Raw genomic sequence first — 15,341 nt, 5'->3', positions numbered from 1 at the left:
TTTTTATGGGTACAGATTTATTGGAAAGCGTTGAAGGGAATAAGTACCTCGTGGTGGAAAAGCACCTTAAACAAGCCATCAATGGTGGCGTTTACCAAGTGGATGATCGACTACCCTCCATTCGCTCGTTGAGCCAAGAATTAAACGTCAGTAAAAATACCGTGATTCGTGCGTATCAAGAGCTGGAAGCACAAAACTTGGTGTACTCGGTTCCCAAATCGGGTTATCGAGTTAAAGTCGCTTTGCCGACCTCTCGCTCGATTCCGGATCCGACTCGCGTGGATTTGCTCTCGATCTGCAAAGAAATCCTCACGTACCCTGAATACCAAGAGCGTTTGCCCGCAGGCTCTGCCCACCCAAACATTGACTCCCCCGCGATCAAAAGCTTGTACGCCGAGATTGGCCGCCACAGCCGCCAGCAAACGCATGTACCGAGCCATTACCAATTGCCACCCGGTGATCACCTCTTAATCAAACAACTGGCGAAAATCACACAAGATTTGGGCACGCCAACCAAGTTGGATGAGATCATGGTGACGCACGGCGCGCAGCAAGCAATTAGCCTAGCGCTGCGCGCAACGACACAAAAAGGCGATATCGTCGCGGTGGAGTCCCCTTGCTATTTTGGTAATTTATTGATGCTCGAATCACTCGGCCTCAAAGTGGTGGAAATTCCGAGTTGCCCACGAGACGGTATGTGCCCCGAAGCCTTAGCAAAAGCAATGGCGACATGGGACATAAAAGCGATCATCGTAACGCCAAACTTCACCAACCCAACTGGTGCCATGATGCCGCTAGAAAAGCGCCAGCAATTGCTATTGGCGTCTGGCAATATTCCTATTATCGAAGACGATGTGTTTGGCGGGTTAAGTTATAACAAGCCTTTGCCAAGCTTGAGGTTGCTCGATGACAAGCAACGCGTAATTTACGTGAATTCGTTATCCAAAACGCTCGATTCGCGTTTGAGAATTGGTTGGATGTTGGCGGGGCGATATCGAGATCAAATTGAGCAATATCTACTGTGTGAGAACATGGGCAGTTTGAATCTGATGCAATCTGCCGTGGCAACGTTTCTAACGTCAGGCAAGTATCGAACGCATACTGCGCGAATGGGTCGGGTTTATCAAAACAACATGCGCCGATTTATCCAGATGCTTCATCAATACTTAGATGAATACGAATCTCTAAAAAATCGATACCAGATCAACGCCGTGCAAGGTTCGTTCTTGCTTTGGTTGCGCCTGCCCAAAGAAACGGACAGCTATGCGTTGTATCAAGCGTGTAATCAACACAGAATCAGCCTACTTCCCGGTACCGTATTTGGCACTCAAGGACAATATCGACATTGCGTGCGCCTCAGCGTAGCAAACTTTGGTAGTGAAACCGATTGGATTCACGCGATGCAAACACTGGCAAAGTTGATAGCAAAGCATGTTCGTTAACTCGCTCTTGCTAAATGAACTTATGCCCGCATACGTAGACTGGTAACAACAAAAAACTCCACGCAAAGGTGGAGTTTTTTCGTATCGTTATCGCCCTCAGTGCGACTTAATTTGCCACATTCTCGCGACGTTTTCGGCTAAATTGGCAACGTTGACGTCGGCCTCTTTCATGGCCTCAGGTAAGCTCATCGCCCTTGGTACACAAGCAAACACCGCATCAATGCCGCACTCATAAACCGCCTGATAGTTGTCGCCCACACAGCCTGCTAATGCAATGACTGGTAAATTACACTGCTTAGCCACCTGAGCAACGCCCATCGGCGTTTTGCCATGTGCGGTTTGATGATCGATTCGACCCTCGCCTGTAAATACGATATCCGCATCCGCAACATGCTGAGCAAGTTTGACCGTTTCAAGCACAATCTCAATTCCCGGTTGCAAACGTGCTGGCGTGTACCCAAGCAAGGCCGCTCCCATACCACCAGCAGCACCCGCCCCTTCACGAGTCAGTACGTGCTTACCCGTCGCTTGTTCCGTCAACTCGCCAAACTTGCGCAATGCGTTATCGAGCAGAGTGACGTCTGACGCCGTCGCTCCCTTTTGTGGGCCAAAGATAGCCGACGCGCCTTTGTCACCACAGAGTGGGTTATCAACATCGCACGCTACCAACACTTCGCAAGTTGCTAAACGAGGGTCAAGACCAGAAATATCGATGGACGCAAGCGCCGCTAACCCGTCTCCATTTGGGGTAATTGCATGACCAGATTCATCAAGAAACGCCACCCCCAACGCGGTCAACATGCCCACGCCACCATCATTGGTAGCGCTGCCACCCAAACCAATGATTAAGCGTTGAATACCTCTGTCTAGCGCGTGTTTGATCAGCTGTCCGGTACCAATGCTGCTGGTCAGTTTTGGGTCGCGAGCATCACTCGGCACAAGGTGCAGCCCACTGGCCTCCGCCATTTCAATAACCGCGGTTTCGCCGTCGCCGAGGATGCCATAAAACGCTTCAACATCATTCCCTAATGGCGCGGTCACCGTTGTGAAGACTTGTTCGCCTTGAGTTGCATCAATCAAAGATTGAACCGTGCCTTCGCCACCGTCTGCGACCGGAACCGTAACAAACTCAGCATCATGCCATACGCGAGCAAGACCTGTTTTGATTGCCTCGCTCACTTGTTTGGCGGTTAAGCTTTCTTTAAATGAATCAGGTGCAATTACCACTTTCATACGTATTTCCAGAGACTTATAAGAGAACGAGGCTCAAAATGTACACCAATGCCATTGCCGTGACACCTTGAACGAGCGTAGCCATGGTTTGCGCGCGGTACGCTAAGCCCACCGACATGCGACTAAACTGCGAAACTACCCAGAAGAAACTGTCGTTTGCATGAGAAACCGTCATCGCACCTGCACCGATCGCCATCACCGTTAATACGCGGCCCATTTCTGAATCGAGCCCCAATTGCGTAAGCATAGGCGCAACCAAAGCCGATGTGGTCACCAATGCAACCGTTGATGACCCTTGCGCCGACTTTAGCGCAGCCGCAACGATAAATGGCATGAAAATACCCACGCCCAGCGCCGATAGCGTCGTACCTAAGTATTCACCTAGCGGCGTGGCTTTTAATACCGCGCCAAATGCACCACCCGCACCGGTAATCAAAAGAATAGGCGCAGCAGCCGTAATACCTTGGCTGATTCGCTCGCCAAATTCTTCAATCTTGTTGTCTGACTTGAGTAGGCGAACAGAAAGGAACAGGCCAATCACCAATGCCGTTAGTGGCTGTCCTAAGAAAGTCAGAACATCAAACACAAAACCTTCGCCCAACGGTAAGCTTGGGAATTTCGCGATAGAGCCAAAACAGATCAATAAGATAGGAACAAAAATAGGAGCGAATGCTTGGCTCGCCGTTGGCAATTTGCCGTAAGACGCTTTGAGTGCTTGCCAGTCTTGCTGAATTTCTTCTACGGCTTCAATGCCATCTGGTTCAACATGTTGGAATCGGTTCGCCCACAGCATACCCGCTAACGCCGCAACCGCTGCAACAAACACACCCACACCAATCACTAAACCAAGGTTAGATTCCAGGCCTAAGTTACCCGCAGCGGCAATCGGGCCAGGAGTTGGCGGCACAAACGTGTGCGTCGCGTATAGGCCAGTAGCCAACGCCACACTCATCGCAACGCTTGAGGTTTTTAAACGCTTCGCGAGTGATTCTTTGAGCGAGTTCAGAATGACAAAGCCTGAATCACAAAATACCGGAACAGAAACGATGTAACCGATGATGCTCATAGTCAATGTTGGGAAACGCTCACCCAACACTTTAATAACCGTATCAGCCATGGTGATCGCCGCACCACTTTTCTCCAAAATAACACCGATGATGGTACCTAAAACGATAACCAAGCCAATGTAACCAAGGATGCCGCCAAAGCCAGAAGCAATGGTTTTGGCAATGCTATCTGCCGGTAAGCCGTAAGCAAATGCCGCAAGGAACGCCGCGATGATCAGCGCTAAAAAGGGATGTAATTTGAATTTGGTGGTCGTGAGCACAATAAATGCGATCACCCCGAGCAGGATTAATATAAGGTTCATGATAACTCCATTTATTCTTATTTTGCTGAGCGAGTCCGTGTTGGCTCACTCAACATGTAGGGACGCATGAATTATTAATCGTTTGCTTTCGAATTCCTTTAGGCGGAGTGACAAATGATGTGGTCAAAAAATGACGCGTATTGTGCAAATGCACAATATCACGCCATTTTTGAGAGCCGAGTCGCAATATAAAGCTCCGCTAACCCCACAAAATTGGTGGTTGGCAGCCCTGTTATCTCGGTGATTTTTTCTAACCGATAACGCAGAGTGTTCCGGTGAATAAACAGCATTTTAGAGCATTCCGTCACATTGCCATTGCATTCAAACAATGCATCTAGGGTTTTCAGCAATTGCCCAGACTTGTCTTTCTCTTTCAATCGTTTCACGCCATCAATAATTTGTTCACCTTGCCAAATATCCGCCAACGGCGCTAACAGCACAGGCAAACGAAGTTCATCGAACAGGTACTTACGTTTCTCTGGGTAGAACTGCTTGCCAATGGCTAATACCTGCTTCGCGCTTTGGTATGACAACGCGACATCTTTAGGCTCATTAAACAGCTGCCCTAGCGCAATGTGAAACGTATGCGAATCGTGATCGCTTAAACGCGACATCAACTTATCAATGCGTTCACTTTCGATTTGGCTATCCCACTGCTTGGCGGAATGACATGGTTTCAACACCACAATTTCATTCACCGAGACAATCGCAACCAGATTGTTACGCTCCGGATATTCAAGCAGCTCAACAATATTGCGCACGCTCTTCATGCTTTTTGAAGCGGACGGCGTCGAGACTTCAATCACCGTTGCCACTCTTGGTTGAGTCACATCGATAGAAAGACGCATCGCCCAATCTTTCAGCTCTTCATCGGTCAATTTGCCATTGATCCAAGCCAGAATAAACTCTTCGCGATGACGTCTGTCCCACTGAAATTTTTCCACCAGCGCGGCTTGCTCGATTGTTAGTTCAGCGGTCATTTTGACCAGCTTGGCGAAATCTCGGATTTTCTCCGGCTCGCCTGTCACACCAACAATACCGACCACGTCGCCATGCAATTTCAACAGCATATTGATTCCGGGTTTGACACCTTGCAACGTCAAGCATTGCTGCTCATTCAGCTCTAGTGAATCGCCGTGATTCAACGCCAATACCGCGCCATCATGCACTTGCCCAACGCGTTTTGGATCACCACTGCCAATGATGATGCCCGCTGAGTTCATCACATTTACGTTGTGACCAATGATGGACATGGTTCGATCGACAATTTGCTGTGCTAAGGAGTGGTCGAGAATAACCATTTCGATTTTCCAGATTGACAATTTAATCATTCAATAAATCACAAATAGCCAACTATCGCGACGATACAGTTAAAAATAACTGAAGCAGCTCAAAGCATTACTCAATTAACCACACGATAAAAATGGATTAAACCCTCATTTTGAGCTGAGAGTTATATACTTAGAACAAAGGTCACCGATGCATTCGTCACTGTGCATCGATACCGCTCGTCTACCTACAGAGGAGGAAACAACATGGAATTACGTAATAAATCGGGTGAAGTCGCAAAAATTGCAGATAACCTCACATTAAAGGAAATCACAGAAATGGGCTACACCGTAGATTTATGCGATGAAGCATTTGACCCCGGTGAGCATTGGAAAGCGGAAGGTAAAACGCAAGGTATGGGCGAGTACCCAGAGGAGTAAACGTCCTGACGGGCCAGCGCACGAAGCGATCCATAAACAGAAAAACCGAGCGACTTAACGCTCGGTTTTTTACTTTTGAACTTCTTGAATAAACAAGCCCATCTCTTCAAGATAATTGCCGTTTGAGCATCCCCAATCGGTGACTTCAATCAGCTCGGTAACTAACTGTCCAGATTCATCATTTTGTACTCGCTGCACAAACGCTTCAAAGCGTTCGAACTGCGCCTGAGTTTTAATGCCATGCACAGCATATTCTACAAGCAAGCCGTTGTATGTCTGCCAGCGCTGTTCACCTGAAACATCACTGCTTAAAATTACAGAGCACTTTTGTTGAATGTTCTCAACCGCATCATTTCTTGGCGGCGTGACTGAAGAGCATCCAACCAAAATCGTACCTAGCGCCAATAGCGTAACTTTTGTCTTATTTATCATATCGTTTCCATATGTACTGCCGCGATATAGAAATATTATTACACATGACAAAGATCATCGAGAGCGCCTCGCAGATTAATTAACTGATGAACTGTAAAACCCGTGCCAGCCTTAACACTGCGCACTCCGAACGCGTAACAACTCTTGCTAACTCATTAAAATGTAAACAAATAGTAAAATCACGTTTACGCAGTACACTACCAGCAAATTAATTTGTCCCTCCTTTATTATCAACAAGCGTGCAATAATTAGGGGTCTACTCCCAACCATTTGAAGGATCAAAATGACCGCAACGGATTATCTCAACGACCTCAATCAACGTTACCTCGCGATTCACCGCACCAAAGAAGATTTCTTTTGGGAAACTTACATGGGGATCAGCGATGACCATGATGGCTCGACGCAAGCACAAACCGCATGGACAAGCTTTTTAAGCAACGCCGAGCAAATTACTGCCATCAAACAACAGCTTGAAGCCGCGGACTCAATTACCGACCCACAAGAGAAACAGCAAACCATTACGGGTCTTTCTGGTTGGCTGGCGATGTTTGAATCTCACGCAATCGAGGGCGAAAAAGCACAAGCGTTGAAAAATCAGCTCATTGCCTTTGAAGCTGAGCTGTTCGAGAAAAAACAGAACCACGTACAAACGTTTACCGATGAAAACGGCGAGCAAGTGGAAGGTTCACTGCCAGTATTGAGCTCAACCATTCGCACCAACAATCATGAAGAAGTTCGCCAATCGGCTCACCAAGCGTTGCTGAACCTTGAACAATGGCTACTGCAAAACGGCTTTATAGAACTGATCAAACTGCGCAACCAGTTCGCTCGCTCACTGGGTTATGCGACCTTCTTTGATTACTCCGTGCAAAAAACGGAAAAGATGAGCTCTGAGCAGCTATTCGAGATTTTGGAAGATTTCGAACAACGCACGCGAGATGCGCACCTAAACAGCTTAGAAAACTTGGCGAAAGAGAAAGGCGCAAGCGCGCTAACAGGCTTCAACTTTGTTTACTCGTTCGCGGGTGACGTCATGCGTGACCTTGACCCATACGTGCCGTTCTCAAAATCTCTGAGACGCTGGGTAGAATCGTTTGGTCGTCTGAATATTGATTACTCTGGCGCGACGCTAACGCTTGATTTGTTAGACCGCAAAGGTAAGTACCCGAACGGGTTCTGCCACGGCCCTATCCCTTCTTTCTACAATCAAGGTGAATGGGTCGCAGCACAGGTGAACTTCACCAGCAATGCCAAACCAGACCAAGTGGGCAGCGGCTACGATGGCATTAACACGCTGTTCCACGAAGGTGGCCACGCAGCACACTTTGCGAACGTAAAAATGAACGCGCCTTGTTTCTCGCAGGAGTTTGCGCCGACTTCAATGGCTTATGCAGAAACTCAGTCGATGTTCTGTGACAGCCTGTTAACCGATGCCGATTGGCTAAAACAATACGCACTGGATGATGAAGGGAATCCGGTTCCTGATGAGATCATTCAAGCGATGATCAACAGTCGTCAGCCATTCAAAGCTTATGAAGAACGTAGCATCTTGGTTGTGCCGTACTTTGAACGCGCGTTATATCAACTTAGCGATGACGAGTTAACGCCAGAGCGCATCACTAAGCTGGCTCGCGATTGTGAAAAACAGATCCTTGGTTTGGAATGCAGCCCTCGCCCACTGATGGCGATTCCACATTTGCTATCCGACGAAGCGGCTTGTGCGTATCAAGGTTATCTACTCGCGCACATGGCGGTGTATCAGACCCGCGCATACTTCCTTGAGAAGTTTGGCTATCTGACGGATAACCCAGAAATTGGCCCACTGCTGGCAAAACACTACTGGCATGCAGGCAATCATTTGTCGCACAACGAAACCATTTTCAGCCTGACTGGCGAGGGGTTCAATGCTAAGTACTTGGCAGATGTATGTAATCTATCGCCAGAGCAAGCGTGGGAAGTACAGCAGAAGAAAATCGACTCACTTGCAACACGAGAACGAGCACCAGTTGCTTCACTGAACGCGACAATTAAAGTCGTCGACGGCAGTAAAGAACTGGCAAGCAACGTCATCTCTGACGAACAAATGTGTGACGATTTTGAACGTTACATCGTAGAGACTTACGGTCGATAACACGCCAAAAGCCAGAAGCCACGCTTCTGGCTTTTTGCTATTAAGGCACAACAAAAGGAAGCGCCATGCATCAACAAATCATCAAGTTCTGGTTCGAAGAGCTAACGCCTCAAAACTGGTTTGAAAACAACCCAGAACTGGACAAACATATTGCATCACGATTTGCCTCGGTACTAGAACAAGCCGCTCGTTGTGAACTGTTTAATTGGCGTGACAGCGCACAAGGACGATTGGCCGAAATCATCGTCCTCGATCAGTTTTCACGTAATGTGTATCGCAACACCCCAAAAGCGTTTGCGCAAGACCCGCTCGCATTAGCATTGGCTCAAGAAGCAATTCGGTTAGGACACGATCAAGAATTAGTGCCTGAGCAGCTAAGCTTTTTGTACATGCCTTTTATGCACAGCGAATCTCGCCTCATTCATGTCGAAGCAGAGAAATTGTTTCGCGCATCAGGGCTTGAAAATAACTACGATTTTGAGCTAAAACACAAAGCCATCATCGACCAATTTGGACGTTACCCACATCGCAACGCCATCTTGGGTAGAGAAAGCACACCCGAAGAGTTAGCATTTTTGCAGCAACCCGGTTCCAGCTTTTAACCATCAATAACAACGAGAACGTTGAATGAAATTAGACGCCATATTGTGGGATTACGATGGGACACTCGTAAACTCTGTACCGAAAAACATCGACATCACCAAAGCGATCTTAGCCATCGTAGCCCCGCATTTAACTGGCGATAATTTACCGAAATATCTCCATTCAGAAGCCAACTATCACTACGCAAACCACGCGGCGAAAAACTGGCAAGAGCTCTACGTGGATTACTACGGCATGTCCCATGATGAAATGCTAAAAGCTGGTGGTTTATGGGCAGAGCATCAAGAGAAAAACCAAACACCAGTAACCCTGTTTGAAGGCATTGATGGCGTTATTAAAGAGTTTGCGCAGCTGCCTCACGGCATTTGCTCTCAAAACTCACAAAGCAATATTCATCGAGTGCTGTCCGACAACGGCATCAGCGCGCCGTTTAAATCCATCGTCGGGTATGATGACGTCTCGAATGGGCACCAAAAGCCCGATGCGTACAGTGGCATCAAATGCGTTGAGTCGATTTTTGGTCGCGCAGAAAATAGACAGCTGATGTACATCGGTGACCATGAAGCCGACACGCAATTCGCACGCAACATCGAACAGCAGTTGGGTGGCCAAAGTAAGGTGATTGCCGTTGCAGCAGCGTACAGCGGCGCGATGCCAGAGCATTGGAGCGTGCAACCAGATTACGTGGCAAGAACGGTTGACGAGCTGTTTTCGATTATTGCTCAACACACGTAATTTTTGACTGCGGTTTAAGGCCAACACCTTGAAAGCCAGCGCTCACCTTGCCCTTTCAGACATTGAAACAATTTTAGCCACTACACTGGAGGCCCCATGGTTACATGGCCATGTTTATTGAAACTCGATGGCGACGATGAACTTATCTATTTGCGTTCTCATGCCGATCTTGATTCCGAATGCGAAGCGCTCATTTGGGGGCCAGATGATTACGTAATTGACTCAAATGGCAGCACGTTCGGGTTGCAATACAACGATTCGAACGCCACCGTTTTACAACCGGAAGAACGCACTCTGTCCGTCGAGGAAGTTACGTCACTCATCCAGTCGCATGAGTTTAGTCTCGCACAAAGGTGCATCATCAAAATTCACTTCACCTCGGTACAGCAAGCTGTTGAGGCATTAGCCAATTAACTCGAACTGTGCCCATAATGATTGCATAAAATTATTATTTTTATAATTTATGATAATTTCATGTAATTAACACCGCACCATATACTCTCCCACATCGAAACAAGACAACGTTTAAGTACACATGTTGGGAGCAAACAAATGAAAATGAATCATGTCGGTATTATGGTCGGAGATATGGATAAAGCGGTTGAGTTTTACACGCAAGCGCTTGGTCTAAAAGTCGTTATGGGCAACACGAAAGTGATTGAAGAACGCGAAACCGCAATTGGCAGAATGTGTATTGCGGTCTTTGGTGAGGGCTTTAAAGGCTTCAACATTGCGCATCTAGTGACAAGCGATGGCATCGGACTTGAGTTATTTGAAATGAAAGAGCGTCAAGCGCGCCATGAAGTGGATTTTTCTCGCATCGGTATCTTCCATTTCTGTTTGCAGACGGACGACTTTGAAGGTGCAATCAAGCGCACTGAAGCGTTTGGAGGCAAAGTTCGTATGGACATCATGCGTTACCACCCAGAAGACGATAACAAGCCTGCGAAAATGGTCTATCTAGAAGACCCATTCGGCAACCTGTTCGAGCTTTACTCGCACACTTATGAAGAAACTTACGCTTCTGAATACGAGTAATTACATCAAGCAACACAACCGGGAGCAGTGCGTTATCGAACCCGGTTGTTCAAACCGTTTCACCAACCATTGTTACGACTCAATGCCTAACGACTTCATCAACGATTCAACGGTATTGTTAACCCACAATATCAACGGATCATTACGGCGCTTTACGCTGTAAACGTAACCGAAGTTACCCTCTAATTTCGGCAGCGCGTCATCAAATTCGATAAAAGAAAAACGCTTATCTAACTGATTGATCAAGTGACGCGAACAAGGAAACAGCACATCGCTATCCGCAACCAAATTCAAAATGGTGTTGATGTGCGTGGTACGCAGTTGAATTCTTGGGACAACTGAAAAAGGCTGTAATAAGCGCGAGATGTGATCTTCTTTTTCATTCCAATGTTGGATGATGTGAACCGCGTACGCGTACTCTGAAATGTCATCCAAATACATGCGTTTGCCACCATGCGGATGCGTCGCGCGACAGGCCAGAGCAAAGTCGTCCCGCCCGCCTTTTTTCTGAACCAGATGCTTCGGCAATTCCATAGGGAAATAGTTGATTCCAAAAGCGATTTCACCCGCATCGATTTTGTCTGGCGTGATTTCCGTCCAGTCTTCGATCACCAAGTTCATAAACGGCGCTTCTTTGGCTAGCAGCTGAGTAAACGCGGCAGAAAACCATTGCGCAATGGACGAGTTGATCGCAACACGCATCACACTGCTCTCGGTCGCGGGATCAAAACTATGAGAAACATTCACCAGCTTGTCGATGTCGTTGATGATCCCAGAAAGCTGCGCTTTGATCTCTTCGGCTTTCGGCGTGAGCTCCATATTGGTGCCCTTACGCACTAAAATGTCGTCGTTAAACAAATCCCGAATTTTACGCAAGCTTCGGCTCACAGCAGGCTGGCTGGTGCACAAACGCTCCGCAGCCGTTGTGGTGTTGCGTGTTTCAAGAATCACCGCAAGCACCTTGAGCAAATTGTAATCAAAGTTCATCAACGTTATCTCTTTAGCTTTTCTCAAAGCATATCACTTTTGATATAGACTAAATACTCACAATTCATTTCTGTAATAAACGGGTTAACGACTAAGCTTAGCTGGAAACATATCCTCACAACCAAATGGATGAAACCAGCCATGAAACAAAAATTACTCGTTACTCTATTGGGATTATCAGCGCTAGGAGCCAGCTCTGTATTTGCGGCTAACACCAATGTTGATCTTGCAGAAGATGCTTATATCTACGGCTACTCTATTGATGAAGCGTACAAGTTTTTCTATCACACGGCGGTAGAAAACAACTATCCGCTCAACCGCTTTCAGAATATTCGTGCTCTAGCTGATGACTCTTACACCGCTCACCCAACCATTAATAACGATACGCTTCACCTTATGGGCTGGTTAGATGTTGCTGCAGAACCTGTCATTGTGAGCGTGCCTGGTATGGATGAAGGCCGTTACTGGATCTTGCACACAATGGACATGGGCCATTACACCAACGCAGCGTTCAGTTCTCGTACTCGCGGCACAAAAGGTGGCCAGTTCATGTTTGCAGCACAAGATTGGCAAGGTGAAGTGCCAGCGTCTGTCGACGAAGTGGTTCGCGTAGACAGCAATCTTGTGAAGCTGATGGGTCGCATCATGGCAGTGAATGACGAAGATGCGAAAGTCGCGCATAACTACATGGACCAATGGAACATTCGTACCCTATCGGAATATTTAGGTAAGAACGGTCCAAAACCAGTACAAAGAACGTATCCAGATCCAAAAAATTCAACATGGCTTGAACGCGTGAACTTCGTGCTATGTGATGGCTCGATGGGCAATGCAGACAAACAGTGGTTGGACAAATACCAATCTATCGGCGTTGAACCATGCAAAACTGACTTCACACCTGAGCAGCTAAAACTGGCAAAAGTTGGTGAGAAGAAAGGCATGGAACACCTCGTCGAACTTGCACCTAAAATGACAGATGCTCGTACGTTGCTTGGTACACGCGATACCTTGGGCGATGCGCCACGCGATATTTTTGCAGAAGGTACTTACCTTGGTCAGTGGGGCTTACCACCTATCGAAGCGTCTTACCGTAAATCAGATTTCGACAGCACTGGTCAAAAACTGGATGGTTCGAAGCATGATTACGTGATGCGCTTTAAGGCGCCGAACGTCAGCGAATTCTGGTCTGTTACTATTTACGGCAACGACAACCGTTTGATGGCGAAAAATGACCTAAACCGTCACAGTCGTGGCGACCGAACCATGAAAGCGGACAAAGACGGTTACTACACCATTTACATGAGTGCGAACGAGCAAGGCCGTGCAGACGATCCAAACTTCTTGCCAGTACCTGAAAAACCGTTCTACGCCATCATGCGTTTCTACGGCGCAGACGATGCAATCCAAAGTGGTGAGTATCAAATGCCTGAAATCAAAGTAGTTAAGTAATTCGTTTTAACGAACCACTGCTCTGTCGCCTCCTTAGCTCGTAAGTGCGTTAAGGAGGCTTAATTCAAGGTGGGTGCCTAGGACAAACATCTAGCCCCAAAATCAAAGAGCCACGCACTCAATCTAGTGATTATTTTTATTTAGGTATCGTATGGATTTTAATCTAATCCAAACCTTTTTAATTGTTGCTGAATATCAATCTTACTCTCGCGCCGCAGAGCACCTAGGGCTAACTCAGCCAGCGATTAGCGCATCCATGAAGCGTTTGGAAAAAGAAACCAACAAATCGTTATTTGTGAAGGATGGGCGACAAATCAAACTGACTTCTGTAGCGCATCAGTTGCTACCTAAATTTCATCAGGCGTTTGCGATGATTAATGATGCCATTTCCGATCAAAGTACTTTCCGCCTGAGCTGTAACGAAGCGCTGATCCACCGCATCACACCAACCAACACGATCAGCATTTGCGCCGATACGGATTTACCTTCGTTATTGAATGATCTACGACTTAAACAGATCGATTTGATTATTAGCCCAACGACCATTCATGACCCATCGTTTATCAGTAAATCAATTTTTGAAGAGCCAATGGTGGTGATTTGTCGTCAAGATCACCCACGTATCGCAGGAAAAATCGAACAAGAACAGTTTTATTCTGAAAAGCACTGTCGGTTTGTCGGAGACGAAGACTTCCCAGTTAGCAACACCGAAATTCACCAGCCAGGGCTGCAAGAGCGTGATGTGGAAATGATGACAACATCGCTCTCTGGCATGATGCTTTATGTGGCGAAACACGATTGCTTAGGCGTGCTTCCCCTGTCTTTGGCGCAGAAATGGCAATCGGCTTTGAATCTGCAAGTCATTCAAACTCCAATGTTTTCCGAACCGGTCAGCTATAAACTGATTTTCCATAAACGAGATGAATCCAGTACTTCCCATCAATGTTTGCGAGCTTGGGCGCGTGACCAATTTGCTACAGGCCTAAACGCCTGACTCGGTCGCACATCAAGGCGTTTCGCCAAAAACTCTTTCTCTCTTCTTAAACGCACTGTTTATGACTAAATGCGCATATGTTAAAAATGGTTTAACGATCAATATGGACGTTCAGGTCGTATACTTTTCCATAACCGCACAAAAGGAGTGAAGCATGCCCACCAACAACCCAATCGCAATCCAAGCCCTTGATCATGTCGTGTTAAGAACGTGCAACCTCGACGCCATGTTGCATTTCTATCGAGATGTTTTGGGTTGCCCAGTCGAGCGCGAAGTAATGGAGCTTGGTTTAACCCAGCTTAGGGCTGGTAACGCATTGATTGATGTGGTGACGGTGGACAGCGAGTTAGGGCAACTTGGCGGAAAACCACCAGTTCAAAATGGTCGTAATATTGACCATTTTTGCCTGCAACTAGCGCCTTTTTCCGAAAATGAAATACTGGAATATCTGCGTTCGAACGGCATTGAAACCGAAGAGTTTGCGCAGCGGTATGGCGCACAAGGGTTCGGTAGATCACTCTATATACATGATCCGGAAGGAAATGTCGTCGAGTTAAAACCTCAAGTGATTTATGAGTAAGCTACACTTAACTGTGTTACTGACCATTTGTTTCTCATCATTGTAGAAGGCTCAAAAAAATGAACGCGATCTCGTTAGTCCAAGGCGACATTACCACCGCACATGTCGATGCCATCGTGAATGCAGCAAACCCGAGAATGCTCGGCGGAGGTGGCGTCGATGGTGCCATTCATCGCGCAGCAGGGCCTGCGCTTATCAATGCGTGTTATGCCGTTGATGATGTCGGCGGTATTCGATGTCCGTTTGGTGACGCACGCATTACTGAGGCTGGCAATTTAAACGCGCGTTACGTCATTCATGCCGTTGGCCCGATTTACGATAAATTCGCCGATCCAAAAGCGGTGTTGGAATCTGCATATCAACGCTCGCTGGATCTCGCGCTCGCCAACCACTGCCAAAGTGTGGCACTGCCTGCGATTTCTTGCGGAGTGTATGGTTACCCACCTCAAGAAGCAGCAGAAGTCGCGATGGCTGTTTGTCAAAGACCGGAATACGCGGTACTCGACATGCGCTTTTACTTGTTTAGTGAAGAGATGCTTTCGATATGGCAACACGCCCTGACCCAGCACTAAAATCTGTGTGACAAGAGGCATAAAAAAACCGGACTGCCAATACAGTCCGGTTTGTCTTATTTATCAA

16 protein-coding genes are annotated in these 15,341 nt (G+C 47.1%); 11 read left to right on the top strand and 5 right to left on the bottom strand.

What is annotated here, in order from left to right:
* Positions 1–5 precede the first annotated feature (5 nt).
* A complete protein-coding gene (locus tag L3V27_RS07910; protein WP_237311525.1) occupies positions 6–1,442 on the top strand; it encodes a PLP-dependent aminotransferase family protein in 1,437 nt (478 codons plus the stop codon).
* A 96-nt stretch (positions 1,443–1,538) separates the two neighbouring features.
* On the opposite strand, the gene L3V27_RS07905 is transcribed toward L3V27_RS07910, so the two are convergent.
* From L3V27_RS07905 to L3V27_RS07895, 3 genes are all read right to left on the bottom strand, one after another.
* Complete coding sequence (locus L3V27_RS07905; RefSeq protein WP_048625545.1) at positions 1,539–2,675, bottom strand: glycerate kinase; 1,137 nt, start codon at positions 2,673–2,675, stop codon at positions 1,539–1,541.
* Between the two features lie 16 nt (positions 2,676–2,691).
* Positions 2,692–4,044 (bottom strand): GntP family permease, encoded by a 1,353-nt coding sequence (locus L3V27_RS07900; RefSeq protein ID WP_005391886.1) that lies wholly within the window; start codon positions 4,042–4,044, stop codon positions 2,692–2,694.
* Between the two features lie 158 nt (positions 4,045–4,202).
* The gene (locus tag L3V27_RS07895; protein WP_005460816.1) at positions 4,203–5,345 is read right to left on the bottom strand and encodes a sugar diacid recognition domain-containing protein; all 1,143 of its coding nucleotides are present in this window, start codon (positions 5,343–5,345) and stop codon (positions 4,203–4,205) included.
* 234 nt (positions 5,346–5,579) lie between these two features.
* Between L3V27_RS07895 and L3V27_RS07890 the strand changes: the two genes are divergently transcribed.
* The gene (locus tag L3V27_RS07890; protein ID WP_005391896.1) at positions 5,580–5,753 is read left to right on the top strand and encodes a hypothetical protein; all 174 of its coding nucleotides are present in this window, start codon (positions 5,580–5,582) and stop codon (positions 5,751–5,753) included.
* Positions 5,754–5,822: 69 nt separating this feature from the next.
* Here the strand turns inward: L3V27_RS07890 and L3V27_RS07885 are convergent, their stop codons facing one another.
* Positions 5,823–6,185, bottom strand: coding sequence for a hypothetical protein (locus tag L3V27_RS07885; protein WP_006740983.1), 363 nt, complete (start codon positions 6,183–6,185; stop codon positions 5,823–5,825).
* A gap of 283 nt (positions 6,186–6,468) precedes the next feature.
* Between L3V27_RS07885 and L3V27_RS07880 the strand changes: the two genes are divergently transcribed.
* The 5 genes from L3V27_RS07880 (at position 6,469) to L3V27_RS07860 (ending at position 10,692) form a co-directional block, all read left to right on the top strand.
* The gene (locus L3V27_RS07880; RefSeq protein ID WP_005391914.1) at positions 6,469–8,316 is read left to right on the top strand and encodes a M3 family metallopeptidase; all 1,848 of its coding nucleotides are present in this window, start codon (positions 6,469–6,471) and stop codon (positions 8,314–8,316) included.
* Between the two features lie 65 nt (positions 8,317–8,381).
* Positions 8,382–8,918, top strand: a complete 537-nt coding sequence (locus L3V27_RS07875; RefSeq protein WP_140288289.1) for a DUF924 family protein — start codon at positions 8,382–8,384, stop codon at positions 8,916–8,918.
* 25 nt (positions 8,919–8,943) lie between these two features.
* A complete protein-coding gene (locus L3V27_RS07870; protein WP_237311524.1) occupies positions 8,944–9,654 on the top strand; it encodes an HAD hydrolase-like protein in 711 nt (236 codons plus the stop codon).
* A gap of 96 nt (positions 9,655–9,750) precedes the next feature.
* Positions 9,751–10,068, top strand: coding sequence for a DUF4144 domain-containing protein (locus L3V27_RS07865; protein WP_046875586.1), 318 nt, complete (start codon positions 9,751–9,753; stop codon positions 10,066–10,068).
* Positions 10,069–10,206: 138 nt separating this feature from the next.
* The gene (locus L3V27_RS07860; RefSeq protein ID WP_025522697.1) at positions 10,207–10,692 is read left to right on the top strand and encodes a VOC family protein; all 486 of its coding nucleotides are present in this window, start codon (positions 10,207–10,209) and stop codon (positions 10,690–10,692) included.
* A 72-nt stretch (positions 10,693–10,764) separates the two neighbouring features.
* Here the strand turns inward: L3V27_RS07860 and L3V27_RS07855 are convergent, their stop codons facing one another.
* Positions 10,765–11,679, bottom strand: coding sequence for a LysR family transcriptional regulator (locus tag L3V27_RS07855; protein ID WP_237311523.1), 915 nt, complete (start codon positions 11,677–11,679; stop codon positions 10,765–10,767).
* A 141-nt stretch (positions 11,680–11,820) separates the two neighbouring features.
* On the opposite strand from L3V27_RS07855, the gene L3V27_RS07850 reads away from it, so the two are divergent.
* The 4 genes from L3V27_RS07850 to L3V27_RS07835 all read left to right on the top strand — a co-directional run bounded on the left by L3V27_RS07850 (position 11,821) and on the right by L3V27_RS07835 (position 15,274).
* Positions 11,821–13,128, top strand: a complete 1,308-nt coding sequence (locus L3V27_RS07850) for a DUF1254 domain-containing protein (protein WP_237311522.1) — start codon at positions 11,821–11,823, stop codon at positions 13,126–13,128.
* Between the two features lie 151 nt (positions 13,129–13,279).
* The gene (locus L3V27_RS07845) at positions 13,280–14,122 is read left to right on the top strand and encodes a LysR family transcriptional regulator (protein ID WP_237311521.1); all 843 of its coding nucleotides are present in this window, start codon (positions 13,280–13,282) and stop codon (positions 14,120–14,122) included.
* Between the two features lie 154 nt (positions 14,123–14,276).
* Complete coding sequence (locus L3V27_RS07840; RefSeq protein ID WP_237311520.1) at positions 14,277–14,702, top strand: VOC family protein; 426 nt, start codon at positions 14,277–14,279, stop codon at positions 14,700–14,702.
* A gap of 59 nt (positions 14,703–14,761) precedes the next feature.
* A complete protein-coding gene (locus L3V27_RS07835) occupies positions 14,762–15,274 on the top strand; it encodes an O-acetyl-ADP-ribose deacetylase (protein WP_237311519.1) in 513 nt (170 codons plus the stop codon).
* Positions 15,275–15,341: the final 67 nt, after the last annotated feature.

This window comes from Vibrio sp. J2-3(2022) (genome assembly GCF_021725735.1).
Classification (GTDB): Bacteria; Pseudomonadota; Gammaproteobacteria; order Enterobacterales; family Vibrionaceae; genus Vibrio; species Vibrio diabolicus.
Note: the sequence above shows the minus strand (reverse complement) of the source record. Positions and strands in the feature narration are given on the sequence as shown.